The 25,615-nt window shown below is 59.9% G+C and carries 23 protein-coding genes and 3 pseudogenes; 16 read left to right on the top strand and 10 right to left on the bottom strand.

The window, feature by feature from the left end; all coding sequences use genetic code 11:
• Positions 1 to 174 precede the first annotated feature (174 nt).
• Positions 175 to 1,038, bottom strand: a complete 864-nt coding sequence (locus tag AC1DW2_RS04860; RefSeq protein ID WP_038935054.1) for a transglutaminase family protein — start codon at positions 1,036 to 1,038, stop codon at positions 175 to 177.
• A gap of 298 nt (positions 1,039 to 1,336) precedes the next feature.
• On the opposite strand from AC1DW2_RS04860, the gene ppk2 reads away from it, so the two are divergent.
• Positions 1,337 to 2,068 (top strand): polyphosphate kinase 2, encoded by a 732-nt coding sequence (gene ppk2, locus AC1DW2_RS04855; RefSeq protein ID WP_208088306.1) that lies wholly within the window; start codon positions 1,337 to 1,339, stop codon positions 2,066 to 2,068.
• Between the two features lie 177 nt (positions 2,069 to 2,245).
• A complete protein-coding gene (locus tag AC1DW2_RS04850; RefSeq protein WP_208088305.1) occupies positions 2,246 to 2,686 on the top strand; it encodes a YybH family protein in 441 nt (146 codons plus the stop codon).
• 466 nt (positions 2,687 to 3,152) lie between these two features.
• On the opposite strand, the gene AC1DW2_RS04845 is transcribed toward AC1DW2_RS04850, so the two are convergent.
• The gene (locus tag AC1DW2_RS04845; RefSeq protein WP_225005392.1) at positions 3,153 to 3,356 is read right to left on the bottom strand and encodes a hypothetical protein; all 204 of its coding nucleotides are present in this window, start codon (positions 3,354 to 3,356) and stop codon (positions 3,153 to 3,155) included.
• Positions 3,357 to 3,951: 595 nt separating this feature from the next.
• Positions 3,952 to 4,698, bottom strand: a complete 747-nt coding sequence (locus AC1DW2_RS04840; RefSeq protein WP_207794596.1) for a C13 family peptidase — start codon at positions 4,696 to 4,698, stop codon at positions 3,952 to 3,954.
• A 179-nt stretch (positions 4,699 to 4,877) separates the two neighbouring features.
• Between AC1DW2_RS04840 and AC1DW2_RS04835 the strand changes: the two genes are divergently transcribed.
• The 7 genes and pseudogenes from AC1DW2_RS04835 (at position 4,878) to AC1DW2_RS04805 (ending at position 9,153) form a co-directional block, all read left to right on the top strand.
• The gene (locus AC1DW2_RS04835; RefSeq protein WP_354248905.1) at positions 4,878 to 5,252 is read left to right on the top strand and encodes a hypothetical protein; all 375 of its coding nucleotides are present in this window, start codon (positions 4,878 to 4,880) and stop codon (positions 5,250 to 5,252) included.
• Positions 5,253 to 5,360: 108 nt separating this feature from the next.
• A complete protein-coding gene (locus AC1DW2_RS04830) occupies positions 5,361 to 5,942 on the top strand; it encodes an amidase family protein (RefSeq protein ID WP_249814695.1) in 582 nt (193 codons plus the stop codon).
• 292 nt (positions 5,943 to 6,234) lie between these two features.
• The gene (locus tag AC1DW2_RS04825) at positions 6,235 to 7,629 is read left to right on the top strand and encodes an ammonium transporter (protein ID WP_477005329.1); all 1,395 of its coding nucleotides are present in this window, start codon (positions 6,235 to 6,237) and stop codon (positions 7,627 to 7,629) included.
• A 74-nt stretch (positions 7,630 to 7,703) separates the two neighbouring features.
• A complete protein-coding gene (locus tag AC1DW2_RS04820) occupies positions 7,704 to 8,048 on the top strand; it encodes a hypothetical protein (protein WP_208088304.1) in 345 nt (114 codons plus the stop codon).
• A 108-nt stretch (positions 8,049 to 8,156) separates the two neighbouring features.
• Positions 8,157 to 8,465, top strand: a complete 309-nt coding sequence (locus AC1DW2_RS04815) for a hypothetical protein (RefSeq protein ID WP_208088303.1) — start codon at positions 8,157 to 8,159, stop codon at positions 8,463 to 8,465.
• Between the two features lie 21 nt (positions 8,466 to 8,486).
• Positions 8,487 to 8,960, top strand: a pseudogene (locus AC1DW2_RS04810) (DUF6745 domain-containing protein); the annotation flags it as partial.
• A 40-nt stretch (positions 8,961 to 9,000) separates the two neighbouring features.
• Positions 9,001 to 9,153: a DUF6745 domain-containing protein gene (locus AC1DW2_RS04805; RefSeq protein WP_208088302.1), complete on the top strand. Its 153-nt coding sequence runs from the start codon at positions 9,001 to 9,003 to the stop codon at positions 9,151 to 9,153.
• Positions 9,154 to 9,167: 14 nt separating this feature from the next.
• On the opposite strand, the gene AC1DW2_RS04800 is transcribed toward AC1DW2_RS04805, so the two are convergent.
• The gene (locus tag AC1DW2_RS04800) at positions 9,168 to 9,698 is read right to left on the bottom strand and encodes a hypothetical protein (protein ID WP_135178336.1); all 531 of its coding nucleotides are present in this window, start codon (positions 9,696 to 9,698) and stop codon (positions 9,168 to 9,170) included.
• A 323-nt stretch (positions 9,699 to 10,021) separates the two neighbouring features.
• Here AC1DW2_RS04800 and AC1DW2_RS04795 point away from each other — a divergent pair, with 323 nt between their 5' ends.
• The 3 genes from AC1DW2_RS04795 (at position 10,022) to AC1DW2_RS04785 (ending at position 13,692) form a co-directional block, all read left to right on the top strand.
• On the top strand, positions 10,022 to 11,281 hold the full coding sequence (locus AC1DW2_RS04795) for a cupin domain-containing protein (protein WP_477005328.1): 1,260 nt from the start codon (positions 10,022 to 10,024) through the stop codon (positions 11,279 to 11,281).
• 131 nt (positions 11,282 to 11,412) lie between these two features.
• Positions 11,413 to 11,757 carry a potassium channel family protein gene (locus AC1DW2_RS04790; RefSeq protein WP_225005387.1) on the top strand — a complete coding sequence of 115 codons (345 nt, stop codon included), beginning with the start codon at positions 11,413 to 11,415 and terminating at the stop codon, positions 11,755 to 11,757.
• 330 nt (positions 11,758 to 12,087) lie between these two features.
• Complete coding sequence (locus tag AC1DW2_RS04785) at positions 12,088 to 13,692, top strand: MASE4 domain-containing protein (protein WP_225005383.1); 1,605 nt, start codon at positions 12,088 to 12,090, stop codon at positions 13,690 to 13,692.
• A 625-nt stretch (positions 13,693 to 14,317) separates the two neighbouring features.
• Here AC1DW2_RS04785 and AC1DW2_RS04780 read toward each other — a convergent pair.
• Complete coding sequence (locus AC1DW2_RS04780) at positions 14,318 to 14,749, bottom strand: hypothetical protein (RefSeq protein ID WP_208088300.1); 432 nt, start codon at positions 14,747 to 14,749, stop codon at positions 14,318 to 14,320.
• Positions 14,750 to 16,281: 1,532 nt separating this feature from the next.
• On the opposite strand from AC1DW2_RS04780, the gene AC1DW2_RS04775 reads away from it, so the two are divergent.
• Complete coding sequence (locus tag AC1DW2_RS04775; RefSeq protein ID WP_477005327.1) at positions 16,282 to 16,926, top strand: hypothetical protein; 645 nt, start codon at positions 16,282 to 16,284, stop codon at positions 16,924 to 16,926.
• Between the two features lies 1 nt (position 16,927).
• Positions 16,928 to 17,833 carry a hypothetical protein gene (locus AC1DW2_RS04770; protein ID WP_477005326.1) on the top strand — a complete coding sequence of 302 codons (906 nt, stop codon included), beginning with the start codon at positions 16,928 to 16,930 and terminating at the stop codon, positions 17,831 to 17,833.
• 989 nt (positions 17,834 to 18,822) lie between these two features.
• Here AC1DW2_RS04770 and AC1DW2_RS04765 read toward each other — a convergent pair.
• Together AC1DW2_RS04765 and AC1DW2_RS04760 are read right to left on the bottom strand one after the other, a co-directional pair.
• The gene (locus tag AC1DW2_RS04765) at positions 18,823 to 19,287 is read right to left on the bottom strand and encodes a hypothetical protein (RefSeq protein WP_063984134.1); all 465 of its coding nucleotides are present in this window, start codon (positions 19,285 to 19,287) and stop codon (positions 18,823 to 18,825) included.
• A 414-nt stretch (positions 19,288 to 19,701) separates the two neighbouring features.
• A pseudogene (locus tag AC1DW2_RS04760) lies at positions 19,702 to 19,803 on the bottom strand (non-homologous end-joining DNA ligase); the annotation flags it as partial.
• Positions 19,804 to 20,873: 1,070 nt separating this feature from the next.
• On the opposite strand from AC1DW2_RS04760, the gene AC1DW2_RS04755 reads away from it, so the two are divergent.
• Positions 20,874 to 21,347 carry a nuclear transport factor 2 family protein gene (locus AC1DW2_RS04755; protein WP_208088297.1) on the top strand — a complete coding sequence of 158 codons (474 nt, stop codon included), beginning with the start codon at positions 20,874 to 20,876 and terminating at the stop codon, positions 21,345 to 21,347.
• Here the strand turns inward: AC1DW2_RS04755 and AC1DW2_RS04750 are convergent.
• From AC1DW2_RS04750 to AC1DW2_RS04740, 3 genes and pseudogenes are all read right to left on the bottom strand, one after another.
• Positions 21,344 to 21,620 (bottom strand): annotated as a pseudogene (locus tag AC1DW2_RS04750) (hypothetical protein). The gene AC1DW2_RS04755 and the pseudogene AC1DW2_RS04750 sit on opposite strands and share 4 nt — an antisense overlap.
• 457 nt (positions 21,621 to 22,077) lie before the next feature.
• On the bottom strand, positions 22,078 to 22,428 hold the full coding sequence (locus AC1DW2_RS04745; protein ID WP_208088296.1) for a hypothetical protein: 351 nt from the start codon (positions 22,426 to 22,428) through the stop codon (positions 22,078 to 22,080).
• Positions 22,429 to 23,801: 1,373 nt separating this feature from the next.
• A complete protein-coding gene (locus tag AC1DW2_RS04740) occupies positions 23,802 to 24,548 on the bottom strand; it encodes a hypothetical protein (RefSeq protein WP_477005325.1) in 747 nt (248 codons plus the stop codon).
• Positions 24,549 to 25,102: 554 nt separating this feature from the next.
• Between AC1DW2_RS04740 and AC1DW2_RS04735 the strand changes: the two genes are divergently transcribed.
• Positions 25,103 to 25,306 (top strand): CsbD family protein, encoded by a 204-nt coding sequence (locus AC1DW2_RS04735; RefSeq protein ID WP_028154667.1) that lies wholly within the window; start codon positions 25,103 to 25,105, stop codon positions 25,304 to 25,306.
• Positions 25,307 to 25,615: the final 309 nt, after the last annotated feature.

Below are 25,615 nucleotides of genomic sequence, written 5' to 3'. Positions count from 1 at the left end.
ATTAGGACGGCATCATTCATCGCAATGTCACTCTTTGGCCCAAGCCCCACTGACGAGTAGGCGCAATCGGCGATGCCCATCATGAGCAGGAGCCTGAAGGCCTTTCTAGAAAACGTGAGGGCCTTGAAGCTGAACGACTGATCAGAAAGGCTGCCGAAGGTCCAATGCGTCGATCTATGATGTGACAAGAACTTCTACGGACATCCCGGCGAAGGCGCCGATGCTGCCGACGAAGCTGCCGGACACCGGAATCGTCTGCCGGATGTCGCGCGCGACCGCGACCGGGATCAGATTGAAGCCGCCGAGGCTACGATTCGTCGGGTCGAAAGTGATCCAGCCGGCGCCCGGTACGAAGACCTCGGCCCACGCATGGGTTGATCCCGCATCGCTCGATCCGACGCTCTGTTGCTCTGGATTGTAAAGATAGCCGGAGACGATCCTGGCTCCAAACCCGAGCATGCGTGCTGCTTCGGTGAACAGCACCGCCAAATCCCGGCATGATCCCCAGCCACGATTTAATGTTTCTACCGGCGTTTGGGTACCCTCATCCTCACGGCTCTGGTACCGGACAGCTTCCGAAACGCCGACGCTCAGGTCCTTTAGCAGCGACAGCGTATCAGTCCGACCTCCTCGAATGAACATTTGTGCCCAATTTCGTAGGACCCCCGCCGTGTCCGAGTACTGGGGGAGAGCCAGGGCGCCGAGATCGGTCCAATCGTCATCCGAATAGCGGAATGGGTAAGACATGGCCGAGACAGCGATATCGAACACCGGCCATGCAACCGCGTCGAGCTGAAGCTCCGCGAGGCTGGCGATCACCAGGTTGGAGGCTGTCATCTGAAACGTGGCCGTCGCGATTGCATTGCCAAACACATCGTGCGCCCAGGTCAAGGCCGCATGCGGCGTCATCGTGACGTTGCTCGAAATCAAGCGGAGCTCGCGGCTTTCGCGCGGACGAAGCATCAAGCGGTGCGGCAACAGGTGCACGTGTTCGTTGAATCGATAAGTCGTCGTGTGAAGAACCTTCAGCATAATCAACGAAAGCTCCGATCGGGGCGGCCTCTGGCCAGGCCCCTTATCCGGTGGTCCCCTCGGGAAGTATGGCCGAGTTGAAGATGCCCATGCAAATGTCGATCCAGACGACCGAAACCGGACGAGGCACCGTGCAAGAACGCTGAGATTCATTCATACGGGCATGTTAACGGGTGTCGATGTGCAAGCACAACATCAGTTCGCGGTGCGATAGGATTCGACAAGTGTGACGTGCTGCAATGTGTGGACAGCCTCGTGTCGCGCGACATTCCTGGATAGTGAGGCGACTAGGAGGGATCGAACCATGAAGAACCGGCCACCACTTCCGCAACATTTGAGTCGCCATAGGTATCACGCGCTGCTGGTCCGGCTGCAAATCGAGCTCGTCAAGCTGCAGCGCTGCGTGATTGAGCGCGGCCAGCGTATCCTTGTCATCGTCGAGGGTCGCGACGCCGCCGGCAAGGATGGCACAATCAAGTCGATTGTCGAACATCTAAGCCCGCGTGATACCCGCGTCGTAGCGCTGGGGCCGCCGAGCAATCGGGAACGGTGTTCATGGTACTTCCAGCGTCACGTTTCGCACTTGCCCGCGGCGGGAGAGATCGTGCTGTTCAATCGCAGTTGGTACAACCGTGCTGGAGTTGAGCGTGTCATGGGCTTTTGCACCAAGGAGGAAACCGAGGAATTCCTCGAGACCGTGCCGGGTTTCGAAGCTATGATTGAGCGTTCGGGGATCACCCTGCTCAAGTACTATCTTAATATTTCGAAACAGGAGCAGAAGCGACGGCTCGCCGACCGCCAAAGGGATCCCCTGAAGCAATGGAAGATGAGCCCCATCGATGCCAAGGCGCAGAAGCTTTGGAAAGCTTATTCCGAAGCACGGGACAAGATGCTGGAGCGGACGCACACCGTCACCTCGCCCTGGACCGTGGTCCGCGGCGGTGACAAGGAACATGCGCGGCTTAATATCATTCGCGATGTGCTGTGGCGGCTGAGCTCGGCAAGATTGAGATCGACGGTCCTAACCATCTTGTGAAGAGCATGCCGGCTTGGTTCCCGCGCAGCAAATATGCCGTGAGGCGCCTGCGGGCCGCAGATCAAGTCTTAGCCAGCTGAGAACACCATCTCCAGTCCACTTTTTGGACTAGCGCTTCCCCCAGCAGTAGCTGCGAATACGCTCACGCGCTGAGTATCTCAGCTAATGGAGGCAAAGATGACTCGCATATCACTCGCTTCATTCGCGCTTATTCTGATCGTCAGCCCTGCCAGTCAAGGATTGGCAGATCCGCTCGCAGATAAGCTGACGTCGATGAACGCCCAATGGGATGCTGCCATTAACAACGCGGACTTCGATGCTCTATTACCATTGTATACCGATGACGGCAGATTGTTGCCGCCTGGCGCGCAGCCCGTCACTGGCCCTCTCGCAATCCGTGATTTCTTTGCTGGGCGGGGAAGAAGCGTCAGAGATCATAAGCTTGAGCTTGTGGACGTGCTACCCATCGGGAACTATGCCTATACCACGTCCCATTTCACGGCCACGTTAGTGGTGAATGAGAAGGCGGCGCCAGTTTCCGGCAGCACTGTGAGACTGCTTGAACGCCAACCCGACGGGCAGTGGAAGATAAAATCTCATATCTTTGTTAAAGAATAAATTCGCGTCTGCCACAGACAGTCGGCGCCCACAAACCTGACTGCGACGGGTAGCAGGTGATAAATGATGGTCATGCGCCCTATTGGCCTGTAGCCGTCCTTCTGTCGGGCAACTGTGATGTCTGCTCCAAGGGGTAGACGGACTAGGCACAGCGGGTTGTTTCAAGACCGCTTATGACCCTGGCCGTGTAAAAACGCGAAGATCAAAACATGGCAAGAATTACATTCTTCAGCTCGTTCTCTAAGTTGAACGCGCTTGCGAGTTTGACCGCTAAGACGGTCTTGAACGAATACCTTGTTCTATCGCCGCCAAACGTCCTGGCGTTTTCACACAACCAAGACCCGAAGGCGACCTTAAACTTGTAACCAGCGAGAGGCTGATCGCAGCTTAGCAGAGTCCTTGGTGGGACTTAGCACAAGCGGCACGCTCCCCAGGATCCGCAGCAACCCGCGCAACCACCGAACCCCTAGCCACCATACCCCCAGTCATCGAACCCGATGTCGTCATAGAACCCGATGCTGGCCGCCGCAACCGCAACCACGGAAGCCACGGCAACCACGGAAGCCACCGCAACCACGAACGCCAACAAACCCGCTACCACCGCAACCTCGGATGCCAACAAACCCACCACCACCGCAACCCCGGCCGCCGCCGCACCCCGCGCCACCATGGCCGCACCCGCAACCACCGCACCCGCGCGCTAGCTGCACGCCGCTGCCAAAGTTTTCTCTATCGAAAAGATGGAACGTGGCCAGACTGACGTCGGCCATTTCCTCTTCGCCAAGAAAGAAGCGCTGATTTGGCGAGGTATTGGATTGCGGGATATCGGCAGCGGGCATCGTGGATGCGGATGCACTACCCGCCAGCGAAAGACCCAGTCCGGCGGCACCTAGCGCCTTCACGGTGGTGGCTTTGGCTGTGCGTTTCTGCTTCGAAGCTTGCTTGACCCGTGGCGTGGTCGCACCCTCCGCAGTTCTTGTGAAAACGCTCGGCAAGAGTGCGCTCGGCGAAACCGGCGCGCAAGGGTTACCTGTGCCATAAAATGCGAAACATCTCATCGAGCTCCATTCATCTTCATGAGCGAGATCGAGACATAACCACTTTTGGTTGAGCCATCTGCGCACATGCAGCAGCATGGACCTGCATGTCAGGCCCCTGGCCCGAATGCGAAGTCTAAGCGGGCCGCCAAACAGTCTGCTTATCGGGGTAGACCGGAAACGGCGTTGCGCCCGCGAGCAATAGCTTCTGCGCTCGCGGCCGGTTGTTCAAGGGCGTGCGACAAGCAATGGCAGCACGTCTGCGCCGCCTGCCATGAGGGGATTCGACGGCTCGAAATGCTCCCGCAATTCTCGCTTCCGGACGAGTGAGCGCGCATCGAGAAACGCATCCTTCAGGCTGACCGCTTTCCGGAGCGCGACATTGAAAAAAGCGTCGCCGAAATAGGTCCACTTGGCCTTGTCCTGACAGCCGAACGACGGATGGTTGGCATCGGCCGCGGTGATGACCAGCACGTCGGGATTCGCCAGACGCGGGATAAAAACCCCCGAATAACAAGCCGAGATGACCACCACCTTGTGCCGCACACCTGTTTTCGCGAGCATGTCGCCGAGACGAGATGGCGTGAGCGTTTCTGTGAGCCGCCCCGCCTTGATTGCAAGGCCGTCAGGAGAGCCATGCGAGGTGAGAATCAAAAAGAGAACATCCTTCTCGGTATCCAAGCGGTTGGCTGCCGCCTGCAACGACCTGGTCAGAGCTTCGATCGTTGCATTTCCGCCTTTCTTGGAATTGTACTCCACGTTGATCGGGCCAGTCTCGAAACGGCCGGCTACGACCTGAGCTGCGCCGGTCGCCTCGGATCTAAACACGCCTTGATCGCCGAACAGGCCAAAGGACACCACGCCAACCTTTCCGGCGTCCTCAACAGCATGTACCGGCGAAACCAACGGCCAGATGGTCAGAAAAAAAGCGACGAGCGGCGCGACGAGCCGCCTGATCGAGGACCTGGAGGTCATGGCGAACCTCGATTCGAGATCGCCGCCACAGAACTGCGGCTCAACGCAAAATAGCCGAAAGCCAGTGAATTTTCATCCTTCGAAACGGCACGGGTATTGGTCCGGATATGGCCCGTCCGAGACATCCAACTGCACCGAGCGATGTCCGCATTCAGGGATATCCCGGAAGGCATGTGTTCATGTGGGCCGCCGAAGCGGAACCAGAAATTGCGTGGGGCGAGCGCGCGCTGCGGCTGTCTCCGTTCGATTCCTGGTCGTTCGCGGCGTTTGGCTCGCAGGCGCTCGGACACTTTCTTTTGGAGCGACCGGATGAGGCGGCAAAGGCGGCTTACCGGGCGGTGCAGTCCAATCCAGGGCACAGCATCAACTATGTCATCCTGATCGGGCCCCTGGTCACGCTCCGCCGGTTCGACGAGGCGAAGGCAGCCGCTGCGCGCGTAATTGAATTGCAGCCCAATTTTAGGATCAGTCAGCAGTTTGGCGATGTTGACTGCGCGCCGGCGCTCGCCACGAAGCTCGGCGCGGCATTGCAGACGGCCGGATTGCCCGAGTAGTTAGCCAACCTTGCATACTCGAGCATGTCTGCAGTTGGCCCATCGCTTCAGTTGGCGTAGTGCCACGCAATGGGCGGTCAAGTGAAGAACCCTTACGCGCCGGCGCTGATGGATGATCGCGGCATCCCAGTCGTGCCGCCGGGCGGATCGAGCGCGGGCTCGGCTGTCGCGGTGGCGGCCGGCCTGTGCGCAGCCTCGATCGGCACCGAGACGTCGGGCTCGCTGCTGTATCCCGCGAGCCAAAACGGCCTCGTCACTGTGAAGCCGACCGTTGGGCTGGTCAGCCGGGCCGGGATCGTGCCGATCGCGCACAGCCAGGACACTGCAGGGCCGATGACGCGGACGGTGCGCGACGCGGCGATGTTGTTGAACGTGCTGGCGGCCAAAGACCCGCTCGACCCGGCGACGGAGCGGCAGCGGCGGCCGGTCGACTACACCTATGGCGGCGGGCTGATCTACGACGCGCTCGGTTCCTACAACATGGCCTGGCGCATCGGCGTGGCGGTGGGGCTCGCCGCCGGCATCGTCGAGATCGCGTTTGCGCTGATCAAGCCGACCGCGCCGCCCTTGATGCGAACCAAAGGCATCGTCAAGCCACTGCTCATTCGTTGGGCGATGGGCTGCTGCGTGAAGCAGCGCGTGGCGCGGTTGCCGCAAAGCAGCAAACCGGAATCGAAGCGCATTCAGTAGCTTGAATGAATCGTGTCGATGGTGCGAATCTTGCTCGTCCTTTGACCAAGAATTGGAACCGTCTCTGACGCTTTCCGATCTGGCGACAAGGGAAAGGCCGATAAGCCATGAGGCTGGTCGGTGCCAGTCTCCAGCCATCGACGCTCGACGACCTCATCGCGCCGAGCCGCGCTCATTGTGTCCCGAAAATCCGAGCTGATCTCGCTGGCGTCGTCGCGCCGGCGCGCATGATCATCTCTGCGGTTCCACTCAAACAGGGCCCAGAAGACATCTCTTGCGACTTGGGAGGACGATGATGGAATCAAGAACATCCACGCGCCAAAGGCTCGTGACATTGGTGGTCGCGTTGCTGGGAATTGCACTGCTCTACCTCGCCCTCGGCGACGTTGCGCTCGCGGAGGATGCGGGCCCGCCAGCCTGCGGCGGCAAGATCCTCGAGAAGTGCACGCCCAATCCCGGCGACACCGCCTGGATGCTCACCTCCGTTGCGCTGGTGCTGATGATGACGGTCCCGGGGCTCGGGCTGTTCTATGGCGGTATGGTGCGCAAGAAGAACGTGGGCGACACCGTGATGACGAGTTTTGCGGTGACTTGCCTAGTTACGATTCTGTTCGCGATCCTGACCTATAGCCTGGCCTTCCGCGCCGGCACGCCGTTCATCGGCGGGCTGGACCGCATGTTCCTGAAGGACATCCTCAGCGACATCGGCAAGGGCGGGATCGGCAATCCCAATCCGCTCGCGGCGACGATCCCCGAAAGCGTCTACATCTGCTTCCAGATGACGTTCGCGATCATCACGCCCGCACTGATTGCAGGGGCCTTCGCCGAGCGGATGAAGTTCTCCGCGATGCTCTGGTTCATCGGCCTGTGGGCGATCTTCGTCTACGCGCCGGTCGCGCATTGGGTGTGGGGCCCTGACGGCATCTTCGCCTCCGGCAACGACGCCGCCTGGGTCAAGGTGCTCGACTTCGCCGGCGGGACTGTCGTGCATATCAATGCCGGCGTGGCAGGCCTGATGTGCGCCATCATGCTCGGCAAGCGCAAGGAGGCGGGACCGGCCCACAACATGGTGCTGACCTTCATCGGCGCCTCGCTGCTGTGGGTCGGCTGGTTCGGCTTCAACGCGGGCTCCGCGGTGACGGCAGGCATGCAGGCCGGCATGGCGATGCTGGTGACGCAGATCGYGACCGCGGTCGCCGGCTTCACCTGGATGCTGGTCGAGTGGTCGCTCAAGGGCAAGCCGACGGTCGTCGGCATCTGCTCGGGCGCGGTGGCAGGCCTCGTCGCCATCACGCCCGCGTCCGGTTTCGTCGGCCCGATCGGCGCCTTCGTGATCGGCATCGCGGCCGGCGTCCTCTGCTACTGGGGATGCACCGGGCTCAAGAACATGTTCAGCTATGACGACGCGCTCGATTGCTTCGGCGTCCACGCCGTCGGCGGCATCGTCGGCGCATTGCTCACCGGCGTCTTCGCCGTCGAGCAATATGGCGGCACCGCGGGGGCTCTGGAGGGAAACCCGGGCCAGTTCATCAACCAGTGCATCGGCGTCGCCACGGTCTTTGTCTACGATGCCGTCGTCAGCCTGATCATCCTGTACGTGATCAAGCTGTTTATCGGTTTGCGGGTGTCGGAGGATATGGAGCGCGACGGTCTCGACCTCGCACTGCATGGCGAGGTCGTGCACTAGATCGCCGACGGCAATGTTGAACGAATCCGGCCATCCGCGTTCCCCGCGGATGCGCCGGCACGGGAGAAGGCACGATGGCCGAGATTTTTGCGCAAGGTGACCTGCTGATCGAGCGGGTACCCGATGTAGCGCCATCGGGAACGCTCGCCGAAATCGCCGAAGGTGCGCCTCTGGTCCTGCTGGAGGGCGAGGCCACGGGACATTGTCATGCGATCCACGAGCGCGTGACGCTGTTTCGCGACGACGATCTGGCGCGCGACATTCCGGCCGGGCTCTATCTCGGGCATCTCCAGATCGCCTCGGCCTATGCGCGGGTGACGCATCAGGAGCATGCGCCGCTGACGCTGCCGCGAGGGACCTATGGGGTGCGCCGCCAGCGTGAACTGGGGCCTCGGGATGCGCGCGTCCTCGCCGACTGAGCAGGCGCTGTCTGCGGGCAGATGGCGGCGTTGGGCGATTACCGCGCGCGGTGGAGAGCCATCCGACGCTCGACGGCGCCTGCCGATCGCGACACCGCGGAGCAGGGCGTGCGTCTTGCCTATGAGGCCGCAGGACTGGAGCCGCCGGCCCGCATCGTATGGTGCGACAGCCCGCTGGCGCTGTCCGGGCTTGCCGGCCGGATGTCGCAGGGCGACGGCGGCAATGTGCGCTTTCGTCTCCTCGATCGCCTGCGCCGGCGCATAGCTTCGCAGGTTGAAGCGCGGGTTCACCGGAAGGTGCTTGCCGCAGTCGACAGCGCAGTCGATCCCGCCGACCTGCTGGTCGCCGCTGCGGCCGACGCGGTGATACGCAGCGTGCCGGAGCAAAATCTGTCCATGCTGGGCCAGCTGCGCTGAACCGGCCTGTCGTTCTCCGGCGTGTTACAGGCGCTCGCTGCTCCGCGGGGCTTTTCGACCTGCGCAGCGGGGCCGCACGATCTGTCGTGGCTTGGCGCTTATGACTATCTCCGCGAGGTCCTTGGTCTGCACGCAGAGGCGGAGCCGCTGCGCGGCCTGATGCAGCTCGCGACGAGCGTGGGCTGGCTACAGCCGCACGAGTACACCTGCTGGCCCGCGGAGCGACCGAACCTCATGTGCGGTGACGCGCGCGACCGGCTGGATCACGCCAGCGGTCCGGCACTGCGTTATCCCGACGGCTGGTCGATCTGGGCCTGGCGCGGGGTGGAGGTGCCCCGCTGGATCATAGAACATCGGGACCGGATCACGCTCGCTGCGATCGACGAGCAAGTCGACGTCCAGGTCCGCCGCTGCATGATCGAGATCATGACGCCGGAACGTTACGTCGCGCTCGGCGGCGCCACCTGTGTGGCCGAGGACGAGACCGGAATCCTGTGGCGCCGCAACTGGCTCGCCGCGGACGCCTTGGGCGGCCGTGGAGGTCGTCAACGCCACGCCCGAGCCGGACGGCACGCGCAGGCATTTCTTCCTCCAGGTGCCGGCCAATCTGCGCACGGCGCGCGAAGCGGTCGCATGGACCTACGGCATGAGGGCAGAGGCCTACGCACACCTCGTGCTGAGGACGTGATGCATGCGTGGTCGCTAGCTGCGGTAGTAGCGCCACATCCGCAGGAAGGTGCGATGGATCATGTCCGGCGGCTGATCGAACGGCTCGACATTGATCCGCACCATGTTGGTGTGGCTCATCCGCCAGGGCAGGCGCATCAACCAGCGCCAGAACGGCTGCTTGCGCCAGTCGGCCACCAGCGCGCTGGTGAGCGGTGCGTTCAGCACGATCTGGAGTTCATGCACCGTCATGGCGCGCTCGGCGATCTCGACAAGATCGATGCGCTCGATGGCGCGCCACCGGATCAGGCCGAAGGCCTGGATGAAGATGCCGTATTGGTTCGCGCCGATCGTGGGCCGGCCGGTCTCGAGCAGCGGAATGTTGTAATAGGTAAACCCGGCCGCGAGCGCCGCGAGCGCAAGCCAGTAGAGCGCGCCGGTGAGAAGCGCGGCCGTGCAGAAGATCGCGGCCAGCGCCGCCGTGACGTAGACCGGGAAATAAGTATCGTCGCGGCCATAAGCGACCGAATAGCCACCGACATGTCCCTCGTCCAAGGCTGCGATCATGGACGTGGAGGCTACGACCATCGGCCGCAAATAAAAACGGGGTCGCGAGGGCCCCGTCGGTGCTGCAGGTGGCCTAGGGGTTTGTCCTTATGTGCGGCCGCTTGGGAGTCTAGAGCGGACGTCGCGCGGCCTGGTCGTGATGGGCCGCTTCTGACCCGAAGCTGACACTAACACCGCTGTACGGTGGTTTTGACCAGTTGTAACATTGCATCAAAAGGAGGCAAGGCATTCGGGGCGCCGGCCCGCGAGCGGTCTAAATATTTCCAGCAACTTACCGCGGTCGCTCGGTAGTGCGACATCAGGTGTCGGGGCAACCTGCCGCAATGAATGGCCCGAGCGGGCGCGTGGTTTCGGTACATCACGATCAACGCCATCATGGAGATATCATCATGTCAAACGTGCAGCGGCGTGACGTTCTTATCGGCTCAGCGCTTGCTGCGGCGGCTGTGGCCGCGGCAAAGCCAGCGCTGGCCGGCGATCCGAGCTTCATGAACAACGTCCCCGATCCGCTTCTCGCGGCCGATGACCTGCCGACCTTCAAGTTCGCCTTGGAGAAATCCGAGGGAAAAGTCATCGGCGAAAGTTCCGGCAAGGAGGCGACGGTCAAGCAGCTGCCGATCTCCAAAGGCATCGCTGGGGTCTCCATGCGGCTCGAACCTGGCGCGATGCGCGAGCTTCATTGGCACGCCACAGCAGCCGAATGGGCATTCGTCATCGAGGGCGGCGTTCGCACCACGGTCATCGATCCGCAGGGCCGGGCGGAGACCAACGAATTCGAACCTGGCGATATCTGGTACTTTCCCCGCGGGCACGGCCACATGCTGCAGTGTCTCGGTAGCCAGCCCTGCCACTTTATTCTCATTTTCGACAACGGGTACTTTTCCGAGTTCGGCACCTTCAGCATCACGGACTGGATCGGCCACGCGCCGAAGACTCTTCTGGCCAAGAACTTCGGCGTGCCCGCGGCGACGTTTGACTCGTTTCCGAAGACGGAGGTCTATTTTGCCCGCGGGGCAATCGCTCCGGCACAGCCGGCCGCCCCGTTGCAAGGCGTGAATCTGCCGCCGCAGACGCACAAATACCGTTTGCTCGCCCAGGAACCACACGGGGTCTACAAGGGCGGCCGGGAGTGGCGCGTCGATGCCAGTCGGTTCCCGATCTCGACGACCGTGACCGGCGTCATCCTCGATCTCGATCCTGGTGCGTTACGCGAGCTGCACTGGCATCCTAACGCGGACGAGTGGCAATACGTAATCGACGGGCGGGTGTCCGTCACCCTGTTCGGCTCCCACGGACGGTTCCGCGTCGAGACGCTGGAGAAAGGCGACGTTGGCTACATTCCGCAGGGCTACGGGCACTCGATCGAAAATGTTGGCAATACGCCTGCGCGCATCCTGATCGGGTTCAACGCCGGCACTTACGAGACGATCAATCTGTCGCAGTGGATTGCCGGCAACCCCGCTGACGTGCTCGCCGTCAATTTCGCCCAACCGTCGGAATTATTCGAGAAGTTTCCCAAGCACGACGTGTTTCTCGCGAGCGCCAGCGGCCCTGACAAATCGGCGCGATCAGATGGGCGGTAGTACGTGAGGGTCCACAGCAGCAATCGGGACACGGAGCTTCTAACCGCGAAGTGCCCGAACTAAATTTTGTGTCGATCCGTTGATGAGCTGCGCCACTTCTGCAGCGCGGCATTTGCGGAGATCGCCCCGACATGAACCGACCAACACCGAAAACGTTGCAGCGGCGCTTTTTCTTGGCGCTTGGTCATGCCATTCACGTGACGTGGCCGGTGTTGTCGGCAATTCTGGCGATTCAGCTTGCCCTGGGCTTGCTGACTGGTTTTGTTGAGGGCTGGTCTCTCGGGGATGCAGTCTATTTTACTTTCATTACCGGCCTTACAATTGGTTACGGTGATCTCGTCCCGAGGCAGACGTTGACGCGCGCACTTGCGATAGGAATTGGCTTTCTCGGGCTCTTTGTCACGGGTCTCATAGCGGCAATTGCGGTCTACGCCATGCACTCTGCGCTCACCAATGCCGGGAACGGAGGCAAGTGATCCTGATATCGATGAGGTGATCAAGTAAGAGTGCCGTTTGCTGCATTGGATGAGTCAGCCCTTGGCCCATCAGCGAAGTGGCGACACCTTTCATTGAGGTCCGCTTAGTGGAGTAGAGCGGACTGACTTTGCTCACTCTGAGTTCTTCGCATTTTGACCCGAAGCGGACCTTTAAGTGCCGCCCGGTCCGGACTAGCAGCAGGCCACTGAAACCCTGCAAGCGCGTCTTCGGCAAGTTGAAAACATCGTCTCGAAAACATACGCTCCGTCCAGACGAAACTCAGGGCAGCTTCGTGCCGCGCGTTCCAGCCGCTGGGAAGATTCGCTCCGATGATGAAGCCCGCCGTCATTATCCCGGAGGATCAGTCTTTCGCCCTTGCGACCTTACCGCCCGGCCGGGCGCAGAAACGGCTTGCCCTTGCGGTCATGCTCGCTTTCCTGGGCGTCGTCTTAATCTTGGCAGGGGTGCTCTCGAACGTCCAGCTGGCGCGGATCGATAGCTTCGTCCCGGCCTACGGCACGGCGATGTTCGTGAATGACATGATCACCGCGGTCCTGCTGTTCAACCAGTTCGCCACCCTGCGTTCGAGTGCCCTCCTCGCAATCTCAACCGGGTATCTCTTCACGGGTCTCATGCTTGTCCCCTGGATGCTGGTCTTTCCAGGGGCGTTCGCGCCAGTTGGCCTGCTTGGCGCGGGGCTACAGAGCACGGATTGGCTCAACGCTCTAAGGTACGCCGGTTTTCCTACGTTCGTCATCGCATATACCCTTTTGAAGGTTGCCGATCCGCCCAAGCGATTGTGGGAGGGCTCAGTGGGCGCGACGATTCTTTCGAGTGTTGCGATGACGTCAGCCGTTGTGTGTGCCGTGACAGTTCTTGTCACAGTGGGTGAGGCATACTTGCCCCGCATCATGCTCGACCCGGTCCATTTTTCTACTCTCGCGCTCTATATTGCCAGTTGTCTAATCCTGTGGAACGCAGTTGCGCTCACTTTGCTCTGGATGCGCCAGCGTTCGGTGCTCGATCTGTGGCTGATGGTGGTTGTTTGCGCATATGCAATTGAGATCTATCTGGTCTCGTTTCCCGGTTTTGCCCGGTTCAGCGCCGGCTGGTATGCTGGCCGGGTCTTCGGGTTCGTGTCTAGCATTCTTGTTCTCTTTATCCTGCTGTATGAGATAACGACGCTTCACGCGCAGCTGCTCGGCGCGGTCCTGGCGCAACGTCGCGAACGTGAGGCGCGGCTGATGACCGGCGACGCCGTCTCGGCTTCAATTGCCCACGAAATCAAACAGCCATTAACGGCGATCATAGCCAGTGCCAACGCGGGATTGCACTGGCTTGATCGTGTCGAGCCTGACCTCGATAGTGCCAGGAATGCATTTCGGCGCGTCGTGACCACCGGACACCATGCGGACGCCGTGATCGAAAATATCCGGGTGCATTTCAAGACGGGTGCACGGACCCGGACTTCGCTCGATATCGACGATGTCATCCAGGAAGCTCTGGCCGTCGTCCGTGACCAATTGCGGAGACATCGGGTCGCCGTTCAAGCTGACGTTAACAAACGGCTACCGCGGATAAGAGGCGAACAGGTTCAGCTCCAGCAAGTGCTGGTGAATTTGATTACGAACGCAATTGACTCCATGGCCACGAAGAATGGGGAGCGGGTCCTATCCATAAGGTCTGAAGTCCATCACTTCAGATACGTGATGGTATCGGTAGAAGACACGGGGGAAGGTCTAGAGCCCGGCGGCGCCGTGGATCGGATATTCAACCCGATGTTCACGACCAAAACGGATGGCATGGGCATGGGGCTGTCAATCTGCCGGTCGATCATCGAGGCGCATGAAGGACAAGTATGGGTGACCGCCGATAAAGGCCGCGGCGCCATTTTTCACTTCACGGTTCCGGTAGACTCGGACAGCCCATCCTAGTAGCCGCCTGAGTCCGACTTTGGCCCTTAGCGTCGAAGCGTACCCATCACTTCGGCGTCGGCTGTTCGGGGAAGACCGGACATGGATGCAGGTATGCCAAACCGACGCGAATTGCACTAAGCCGCTGTCGCGGTAGAGCACGACGGCTCGATATCCGCGAGTAGGGAAGTGGCTCCGCTGCCCGGCGACAGATCGGCCCGGGTGGGCTCTGCCAGCAACTAGCTGCGCATGGCGGCGCGGAAACCGACGAAGCTCAACGCGCCCGCCACGGTGACGGCAATCCAGCTCACCCAAAACGGCACATCGACGCCATTCAAGGTGACGGACCATCCATCACAATCCGGATCAACTACAAAAGCGCGCTCAAGGCAAAGATGGCGGCGGCGAGCGTGCAAAAGGCTCTTATGGTCATTGCCCGTCTCCGACGGCACACGAGGACGTGGCTCGCCCCCGCAGCCAAAATGGGGAGGGGCCGGCGCGGCGGCCGCATTCTCAATGTGTCGCACAATCGCCGTTTCGCGACGCCGCGAGTCGGGATCACTTCCGCCTTTGGCACAAATGCGAAGTGCAGCGATGTCCGCGGTTACTGTGAGCGGCACTTCGTCCCCACAATCCGCGAGCAGTGTTACTGCGCCAGAAATCTATATGCGACAATCAGAGCCACCATGCTCGCGAAAATCAGCAGTGCTGGAAGGGGTTTTCGGATCATTGGCTTCGTCGAATGCAGTGCAGCCGATAGACCGGGCTGATTGGGCCGTTTCTCGAGCCGCACGACTTTGCCCTCTGTCATTGGTGTGCGAGCCTTTGGTTCCGGGGGCGCGCCCACGCCTCCCATCTCGCTGTAATAAGCGCTGTAGACCTCGCGAACGGCTAGGGCCGTGGACTCGGCCTCGCTCATTGTCTCGAGCCGAGTTCGATAGTTAGTCAGAAAGCTTTGGGCGCTGGACGGCAGGTCATCGAAACCACCGAGCTTGGCCATCATGAGCCAGGTGGCAAAATCCGCTTCAGCCTTCGTGCGCGCTTTCTTGGCGATACTAGCTTTGGAGCTAGAGGACATGGTGGTCCGATTGGTTTGAACCCGGCCGCGAAGCTGTTCATTGACACCATCCGCGCGGCGGGAAAGGCAATTGGCAATCCAGTCACAGTAATGACGGCGCGGGAGAGTTCAAACGCGAATCTTACTAACTAGTCGGCTCCTGGCTCAGGTTGAAGCGGACTGAGCAGGCTAGCTAGGGTAGGATTCACCTCCGCTGATGCCCCAACGGCAGTAGCTCTGCAACGCACATACGAACAGTAAACGCGGAAAACAGCGCCTGCAGGCCGATCCATTAACGTTTGCGGATATCCACTCCTTCGCACCCTGGCCGCATTCTTCCGCACGTGCAAAGGGATATGGCAACTGATCGGCCAAATCCTCAGCTCATCCACGGTCGTAAGCCACGGTCCGAGTGCCGCGGCGAAAGAGATTTGGCAGGCTGCTGCACGTCGCAGCTGCGGCTGCTTCGGACCCGGACTAGTCACGAACACAATGAATCCCTTGCGCCGCCAGTTTTGAGCCGTATGGCCGCCCATGTCGGCGCGAAGGGTCGAGGGGGTGGGGGCGATACACCGGGAGTTTTCGATGTCCGGTTATTTGAGATTTTGCTTCGCTGGTTTTGCTCTCGCTGGAATTCTTTCAACGACGCCCGCGTCCTCCGACCCTCTTGACGACTTGTTCAATATCGCTCCGCGCGCACGTGCTCCGACCTATCCGGCGCGAGCGGAATGCTTGGCGCGGCCCGGCGACTCGGTCCCCGATGGCCAGCATTGGGTCTATCGAGTCGATGGTCGCCGCAAATGTTGGTTCCTGGCCGAGGGCATTGCGACGGTGAAGAAGCCCGTTCGTTCTCGCATAGCTAAAGATCCCGTGGCTAGTCGTAAGCGGAGCCCGGTCGTTGACGCGCGCGTAGAGTTGCTGCGGCCCAGACCGGCCGAGCAGTCTCAGCCCCCTGTCCCTGAATTCAAAGTAGCTGAGGCTGCTTCCGAACTTGGAACGAGCACGACGGCCCCGATACCAGCGGTACCCGATCTGCATCGGCGTACCAACCAGCTCACGTCGGAGTTCTCCGTGCCGCCCCAAGTTGACGTAGAGAAGCTTCTTGCGGCTGCGAGTGACGCCGCTGCTGCCTCGATGCCCCCGGTTCTGCCGGTGGGCATGGGCCCTAGGGGGGCCGGCGATGAGGGGAGGGGCTGGGCGGTGACCTGGTTGGGCTTGCTGCTGATCGTCTTAGGAGTCGGCTCCGTATCGAGCTCAAGCCGTGCGCTACGCGAAGCCGTGCTGTTGCGCTATCGGGAATTGATGGGTCTCGGAGCCGCACCAGGAAGAGCAAGCTACGGCATGTAGTTGTCACGTGGCGAGATCTCGGCATGTCGCCGTGTGACCCAAAGCGGATCTAGCCGCCCATACCTCATCCCGGTTAGATGAAGCGAGACGCGACGTCTTCGGCCTCTAGGACGGGATGGCTTAAAGGATGTACCCACTTATAGTTGGTTCGCTAGCCTGACGAAACAGCCTAAGATTGTATTGGATGCAGCCGAGGAGGACTTCCGATGCGCAGGCAGCCTGTTCCGCTTACCCCGGGTGACCTGGTCAATCATCAATTCGGCACCGACGACAACCTGATAGGCACCCCAGGCGCACCGACCTCGTTCGGTGATGCTGGTGGCAGCATGTTCGACTTCTCGAAGGGAGGGAACGACACTTTCGATGAAATCGGACCTTCCAACTACACATTCTATGGGGACGTGGTCGGCAGTATTTTCGATTCTGCTCAGGGCGGCGATGACATTTTTAACGGACTCACCGCGACCAGTGTCACTGCCTACGGCGACGCGGGTGCCGACATGTCGGACCAAAGTAAGGGCGGCAACGATACCTTCTTGAGTGGTACCGGCAGACAGCAAATCAATACGTTCTTCGGCGACGCTGGCGGCGCCATGTCGGGTCATTCTCAGGGCGGCGATGACAGCTTCATAACCCAGACGGTACAGGGCGGCACCCACACCTTTTACGGTGACGCGGGCGGCGACATGTCTGGCCATAGCAAGGGCGGGGACGACAGCTTTCAGGGCTCTAGGCAGGCTGGAAACATCTTTTTTGGTGATAGCGGAAGCAACATGTCCGGTCACGCCCAGGGCGGCGATGACTCATTCACCGCCAGAACGGACTCAAGCAACCGGGGATGCCGGCGGTGACATGACCGGCCACAGCAAAGGTGGCAACGACACCTTCAACGGGGCCTTGTTCGCAACGCAGGTGTTCTACGGTGATGCCGGAGGCAACATGTCCGGCCATGCTGAGGGAGGCGACGACCGTTTCACGGGCTCCGGTGGGGCGATCATGTCAAAGACCTTCTATGGCGATGCCGGCGGTGACATCTCCGGCTTTGCCAAGGGTGGCAACGATACTTTCATAAACGAGGGCGGCTCCACGGTGTCTTTTTACGGGGACGCCGGCGCCACAATGTCCGGCCATGCGCAAGGCGGGAACGACCTTGCGACGTTGCAGGGTACCAAGAACTTCGCCGTTGGCGATGCTGTTACGATGCTCGACGCTACCAGCGGAGGTAATGACAGTCTCAGCGGCGGCGACAGTTCGTTGACGGATGTTGTGAACCAGCTCTATGGAGACGCGCAAGTCATGGGCGGGGCGACCCAAGGAGGCGATGATCTTATCTTCGGGGGCCACGCCGTTGACAGCGGCCGGGTCGACAACTTCTTATGGGGCGATGCGGCGCAAATTTCAGGTCGTGCTAAGGGCGGCAGCGATGTCCTATACGCGGGGACGGCTGGGCAAGGTTGCACAGTCAGCAATGAGATGTGGGGAGATGGTGAACTGAGCGGCAATGCTCATGGAGGTTCCGATACGTTTGTATTCAAGGACAATGGTCTAATGACTGTTGGAGCCAACAATCTCATCCAAGATTTCAGCCAATGCCAGGATGATAGGATCGCTTTCATTGACGTTGCGGGTGTGCACTCGTTTGGTGACCTTGTCATCACCCAGAGCGGAACTAGCACCATTATCATGGCGGGAGCTGATCAGGTAACGCTTGCAAACTTCACCGACTTGATGACGGCGAATGACTTTTTGTTTGTTTGAGAGCGCTCCTCTTCGTTACCATGGTCGCGATCGGCCGACGGCGCAAGCGGCTAGGGATGCGACAGGTCCAGCCCGTGGCCGCACCGCGTGAAGACCTTGACGACTTCGTGGGCATCTGGACCTGCGCCCGATAGCCGTCGAACTTGATTTCGTGAATCCATCGCTCGATCGCGGAGGCGAGTGCCGGCTGCACGAAACGGGAAACGGCGCCTTGATGCCATGCGCTTCCAGCTTTTTCCGTTGGAAGGCCATCGCTATACGAGGCGCAGGCTTGTGAACTCCTGAGATACGACGGGACGTCGCTCAGTTGCACATTGCAGCGATGCAACATCCCTCTCGGACCAGCGCTCTCCATGTTGACGGCGACGACCTTGATCGACCTGCAATATCGCCGACGAGGAGATCTTGAATGACGGTTTCGAGATTCGTAGTCTCAAGGTCGGCTTCGCGCCAGGCACGGCCAGCCTGTCCAAAGTCGTTGGCGACCAGATAGACGGTTGGCTCGTCCGCCGACATGAGAGAAGAGTTCTCGGCAAAGTTAATCTCGAACGCTCAACATTTGTTAGAGCCTGCGATGAATCCAGGGGCGGAGAATATCTACCGACGCCCAGCCTTGAGCCGGTGCGTCGTGGCGGTCCCGGCGTCTCCGCTCCTCTCGAGCCCCGGAGGCGCTTGGGGCCACTCACCCGTACACGCGCCTCAGTGGGCGCCAGCCGTTCTTGTCGATCTCCACCCCGAAAGCCTTCCGGCATGCGCAGTTCTCGCAGTCGTTTCTCGCTGGAATTGAAGAGCTGATCTATTCAATGCGGGTGTTGCGCGTCAGTGGATACGTCTGACGTAGAGCCTGATACTACTCTCGTCGTCCCGCTTCGGGTTCAGAAGCATCTCTGAACACGATTAGCTGGTTCGGGCATGGGCCAATAGTAACTATCCGAAAGGCCGCTATCGGTGCAGAGCGGAAACGTCCTTAATTGGGGTGAGCTTGGCTTTTAGAAAGTCCACGATTTGGTACTTAGTTCAGCCATCTCCGAGGAATGCTTCCGGAACATGGCGATCCGCTTGTTTGTGAATTCTGCGATTACACCGGGAAATTCAAGGGGCGCCTTAATCATCGCAAGCCTTTGAGCGAATTCAAAAGCAAATTGCATGTTGGTTTGTGCCATTTCCAGTAGCTGCGCTTGATAAGCTCGCACGTTTGCGTTGGCTGAAGAAAGAATATCAACCCCTCTCTTTGAATTGTTTTCCGTCATCTGTTTGGAGTCATTTTGTAAGGCTGCATCCGTGACAAGAAGCGGATTCTTAACGGGGAGGGCGTCTTGCTGCGAATCTGCGCTCACGGGCGGAACGCCCGCTTTCGGGCTCCTGATAATAGCTTGCGCAGTCCGTTGGGCCTTCGCGACCATTCTCGGGCGGCGGGCGTGCTTTGACGCCGTTGCCGGTTTACGTTTGCTCATCTGACACTCCAAGGATGACGATCGACCAAGGTCGTTGCCAGACGACAACCTGCTATGCAGCGCGACGTTCCGAAAGTCCCACTTACTGAGGCCGACATCTCATGTTCGTTGATCCCCTGTCGTACCTTTGCAACTTCGAACGTCTTTGACGGCTTTTAATCCGTCAGTTTCTCTCACCTAATGCCGTTAAGCTAGTTCCGTCTGGACAGCGATCCGCCTGAGCGCACGTTTTCGACGCCGACCCGAATTGAGCCCGCCAAGTCGCTTCGCATTCGCCGCGACATGCCGTCGATACTGACGGACTATTTCATTGCCCGAAGCTCCAGCCATTAGACTTGCAGGGGCTTCGAAAGCCGCGTGCATCTTTTGGCCGACCCTCAATTCAGCTTCGCGACGGACAATTGCTGTCACGCACTTGGAGACGACGCCTTCGAGCCCGACCTTGCAAGCATGGGCAAACATCTCGCCCCCGTCGATCTCAGAACTCTCGCTAAACTGGACGTCGGTGTCGGCGAGAGCGCAGCCTGCATGAGGTGCAGCGACAGGGCCTGGTTTCGGCAGCTTCATCGAGACGGTGGGATCTTGGTCGGCTATGTCCGCGCGTGTTCGCGACACCTTCGCCGCCTTCACCGGCGCCGGCATCTAGGAGCAGATCCGAGTAGAGTCGGGCGAGGAGCCGGGTTCAAGCAGGGGCAGCATGAAGCGGCGGCGCTGAACGCACAGGAAGCGTGACTGGGAGCGACTGACGGCATGCTAGGAGAAGAAGGAAGCAGAGAAGGAAATACGCCACCGGGCTCAAATACATGTCCCGGCGGCGGTGTTCATTTCCAGCCCCGAGATGGGACCTAACAAAAACCTCGGATATAGGTCCTACGCACGAAACCTAGGAAGGTTTCAGGGGCCACCAGTGCACGCTGGCGGGCCTAGCACTCCCGGGAGCCCACCAGTGGATGATGACGCATGGCTGGCTGTCCCACTAGTCTCAAAATAGAACGCTGCCGAGCTCGAAATACATGTCCCGGCAGCGCCTCATTCTCAAACTGAGCACTGAAATCCCAGTTAGCGCTAATTTTGCAATGGGCGTGCCACAGGTTTGTGACTGCGCTCGCCGGTTCACGCTGGCGGGCCTTCTCATCACGTAAGGCAGGAGACAATCGCTAGGACAACGTCAGCGCCCAGGTCTGAGGCATATGCCGAAAGCAGAACGCCGGCGGAAAGTGCGACAGCAATCACTTCGAAAATCGTCATTTGGAACTCCCCTCTTCAACTCCAAGCGGGGAGCGTTAGGCCTGGCCTGTTTCCACTGTGTTTCGTGGGCTCACCAAAGAATTTCGTGCACGTGGTTGTGATACACCGGGAAAAACAGGCAGTTTGTTAAATGCACGTGCTGAAGGAGGGCTCCGCTTAGCTGCCAGAGCAGCTTCTTGATTGCACACCGTGCCCGACGACAAGTCGGGACAATGTGGTAACAGGGTGCGTCAAAAAGGATCGTGCAAATTTGCAAGGTCGGTTCTCGACGGCCGCCCTGATGCCACTAGAGTAACTGTTGTGAAGGTCTCTAGTTAATCTCGCCAATGGAGCCCCAAATGTCCGAGAGCCGCCCCCCCTTTCCCCCGTTCACACGTGAAACCGCCATCATCAAGGTACGGCAGGCCGAGGATGGCTGGAATTCGTGCAACCCAGAAAAGGTCGCCTTGGCGTACTCGACCGATACCTATTGGAGAAATCGGGCCGAGTTCGCGAAAGGACGCGCGGAAGTCGTCGCGTTTCTTACTAGGAAGTGGACTAAGGAGTTGGATTATCGGCTCATAAAGGAGCTCTGGGCCTTCAATGAAAATCGGATCGCCGTTCGCTTCGCGTACGAATGGCACGACGACTCGGAAAATTGGTTCCGCTCGTACGGGAACGAGAACTGGGAGTTCAACGAAGATGGACTGATGCGACGCAGGTTCGCGTGCATCAACGACCTCCCAATCAAGGCATCGGAGCGCAAGTATCATTGGGACCGTAGCGCCCCGCGTCCCGCGGATCATCCCAGCCTATCCGACCTCGAGCTTTAGCATTCGGCGTCGGTGTCGGCCGCGCGCTGGGCCAGTGCGTCGGCGACGTCGGAAGTCGGATCCCGCGACCACCCCTCGACGGCATTGAAAGATACAATTCGGAGCGGATAGGCGTACTGGCCGGACAGGAGATTTTGCAGAACGCCCTCGAGGTTAGTGTCAGCCTCATCCGTTTCCCGCCAGGCGCAACCGGCGCGCGCCGAAGTCTTCAAGCACCAGATAGATGTCGCGGTCGAGGCGGTCGGCTGGCACGATCGAGGGCGAGGAACGCATACGCTACTCCGATACTACGAAGGCGAAGAGAACGGCCCCGGCTCCGGAGGGATCAAGGGGGTAGGCCGAGTCCGCTCCGCCAACTCTGGCAGCGAGCCAGCGACGATTCAAATATTCGCCTGCTCTTGTCGTTCCCCTTGAGACCCTTGTCCCGGAAGAAAAGGGCCCCAGCTCAAATGGGGATGAGCCGGGGCCTAGAGGTTACCTTCGGCGAGCCCGAGGGCGTCGGGAAAACTTGGCACTAGCCGCGATGTTCCTGCGCGATGGCTTGCTGGCGCCCGTGGCCGGACTCGAACCGGCAACACACTGATTACAGGTCAGCCGCTCTACCACTGAGCTACAAGCGGCTCCAGCCAGGCAGGGGGAGTGCAAGCTGGGGACGTGGCTTGTCGGCCACACGTCCGACTAAACCGAGACGGTTTGTCGGGATTCGGACAGACGAGCCAGCGCCATTTATTCAGCCTGTCAGCCATTGAAGTGGTGTGATCGGCGGATCAGCCCGGCGGTCTCCTCCAAGGGCCGCCGGGTTTTTCCGGTTTGCCAGTGGCCAGGGGCTGACGCCGCTGAGTGAGTGGAGGCAAGTGGCTTGGATAAGGATCTTCATTTCAAAATTGCTGTCATCGCCCTTGGCGCGTTTACGACCGTCTTGGCTATCAGGCTGATATATCCTGTCTGAGGTGTTTCTTCGATGGCGGTGCTTGTTCAGCCGCATCGATGGAACCGTGACACCAGGCTGCATATTCCGCATGAACGCCGCCCACTTAAATATACCGCGGGCGGCGGCTTCCAGCCCGGGAGGAATCAGCAAAATCCCGGATATCCACTAAGAGATGCGCGCGAAAAGGTTCAGCCGCACCACGGGGATGTTTGTGGGGATGGCGGATTTGGAGCGGGGCTGGCCCCAAGATGGCGGGCGTCATTCGCGACTGCTCGCGGGCGCATAGCGCGTAGTCTTGGCAGCGCTCTCAATGTTGTGGTTTTCGGCCTCTGCTGGAGTTTCGAATGGCACCGCTACGACTTCGCCGTTCGGTGCAATCATCACGGCAAGGTACGGGAGCCCCAGCTGGGGCGGATTGTAAACAACGAAAGTTATGCCTGACATTTTCATGTATCTCGCATCCGAGGTAACGGCTGAGCGCCATCTTCCATGCGAAGCGATCTCCCGCTATTGCCCACCGGCCGTATCCCTAGATCAAGGTGAAGGAACTCTTGCGAAACTTTTCGTCGTGCGGGCGCCTATACAGTTCCCAAAAAAGGGCCCCAGCTAAAATGGGGATGAGCCGGGGCCTAGAGGTTACCTTCGGCGAGCCCGAGGGCGTCGGGAAAACTTGGCAAAAACCACGATGTTCTGGCTCGGCAGAATCCCTGCGGCGCAAAACGTCAACGGTGCAGGGGTAGCACCAGCTGGACCCCGATCGGCCGAGCGCGCGCTGTGTGAAACAGCCACACGCAGGGGAGATTTAGAACTTGGCTGGGAACGTCTATGTCGCGCCCGGCTTGTGTTATGCGGTGACGGTCTCGGTCCCACGAGACAGAAGCCTGTCCGGAAGCCCCAGCATCATCACGCCCCCCGGCCCGATGCTGGGGCCTCCACGGGCAGAGGATTCAAAGATGGGTCCCAATGCCAATACGGTTTTGGGCGTCCTGCTGGCGGCAGCCCTCCTATACCTCATTTTTGTTCATTAGCCGGTTTCCGGGCTCAGTGGCCTAGTTTGAAATTGTCGCCTAGTTTCGATAGCGTTCCTGCTTCGGAACGAGGCGGTGTTTTGGGCGGAGTCATGCGAGAGTTTCGCGCATACATAATCGATGATGAGGGGCACATAACGCTCCGAGTTGACCTTGAGGTACACGATGAGGCGGAGGCTAGGGAGCGAGCCAAATTGCTTGTAGACGGGTACACGGTAGAGCTTTGGGAAGGCGCAACCAGGCTCGATAGATTTGAGCCGATCAGCAGGCATTAAGGCAGGCCGCCTCAGTTGGCGGCCTCTTTCATGCTGCAGGTGGCGCGCGGCGCAAGAAGCGCAAGGATACAACTTCAGATTCGTTGTCGTCGGCCGACCGCCATGAAAGACTGACGGCATATTTCGCGTCTCGGAGGGAATACCCGATGCGCCTTGCATTGCCTTATGTGGGAATTGGTTTTTGCGCGCTTCTCTCGGGCTGGTTGTCCTTTACCCTGATCTATTGAGTGAGTAGGCCGCCCGGGCCTAGCAAGCGCACGTAAGTCCCGCTCTCGTGCATCTGGAGCCAGCCGCGCTCGATCGCGTGTTTGAGCCCGGCGCCGAATTCGCTGCCGCTGCCCTTCAGCTTGAACAAGAAGGGCGCGTTGATCCTCTCGATATAGATCCGGCCGTCCTGGACAGGGKCGACGCTCGCTGCGAGCTCGACGAGCTTGCGCGCGGCCGCTTCCGGGTCAGGTCGTTCTTCGGTGTGCTTCATCGGCGTATCCCATTGGCCGCCCGCGCGGCGGTGATGTKTGCGCGGTGCTGGTAGCTCTCCGCCGGCTTCCAGCTGTCGAATGTGGTGCCGCAGACGCAGCGCATCAACGTGCTCCGGATTTCGCTGTCGAGCTTCTCGCCCCGCGCCCGCTTGGCCGCAACCTCGGCCCGCCAGTCCCGATCGTGGCGCCATTCGGCGAAGGCATTGTTGGGAATGCTCGGCTGTAGCTCCGACCATGCGGTCTCGAAAGCCTCGCGCGCGGCTTCGAGTGGCGGCTATGCCACTTAGCCATGTGCCTGGCTCCATGCCGGGATAAAAGCCGATCGACCAACCCCATTGATCGGCGTGCACAGGCACGCCGGCGCGCGCGCCGATGGTCCCGATGCGGACGTCGCCGGAATAGATGTGCCAACTCTCCTCGTGCGGATTGTCGGAGCGGCGGCGGGTGAGGGCGGTGTTATTGATCATGACGACAGGATAGGCGCTCATCGGATGCCGAGCCAGCCGCTGGTGCTTGCCGGAGGGACCCGGCCCGGACCCAATAGGTTGGTCAATAGGCTGCCCAGGAGCCGCCGTACCGATGCACAGCGGTTCTGATCGCTTTGAGCCCTCGCTATCGCTTGTCGTTCGTCATCCGCGAACGCGTGTTCATCAAAGGATATTGGAATAAGGGGAAAAATTATCGCTACTAACCTGCATCACGTAAACGTTTTTCATGACCTCAAGCCCGGCATCACTGCCGGGCTTTTCTTTTGGTCGGACGCAATTTGAGGCAGAGCAAATCAAACGTGCAGCTAAAAGGCGGCAGAGTAAATCAGCGCCGCGTTCCCGCAGGGCGAGCGCCAGAGTGGGTTAAGTTACCATGTGGGCCGCTTCGCCGGAACGGAGTTGATCGCCTCGCGGACCAAGCGCGTGGCGTCTCACCGTCGGCGCGTCGGTCCAGTTTTAAACACTGCGCCCGCGCCTGATTGACGCTATCCTCACCGAGGAACCAGCGTCGGCGAGCTCCGTTGATCGATCTTAGTCGTTCAAGGAGGAGCGCCATGGACTGGAACCGCGTTGAAGGCAACTGGAAGCAGATGAAGGGCAAAGTGAAGGAACAGTGGGGCAAGCTTACCGACGATGATCTTGATGTGATCAACGGGAAGCAAGAGCAACTCGAAGGGAGATTGCAGCAACGGTACGGCTACGCCAAGGATCAGGCGCAAAAGGAAGTGGATGAATGGTACGGTCGCCAAAAATGGTGATGACGGACATTGCTGGTTGAAATCCGAAGGGCCGCTGTCTCTGAGCAGCGGCCCTTGTTCATTACTAAAGCGCCCGGAGTAGTCGGTATAGTAAAGGTCGTGAACTGCTTTGCTGCACCATTACGCCTCGCATTCCACCGTGGAAGCAACCGCGGCGCCGCTACCACTGCCTGAGGATGTTCCGAAGGCCGAGGACGCACTAGCCAGGCCGTACACTAGTTTGGTGGTGGAGAGTGTTCGGTCAGGGACGCTGCCGAACACTCGCTCTAGGCGATCCGCCTACCGCTTGTATTGGTTCACCTGCCGCAC

This window comes from Bradyrhizobium sp. P3_C3 (genome assembly GCF_056402655.1).
This window is presented reverse-complemented; position numbering and strand designations above follow the sequence as displayed.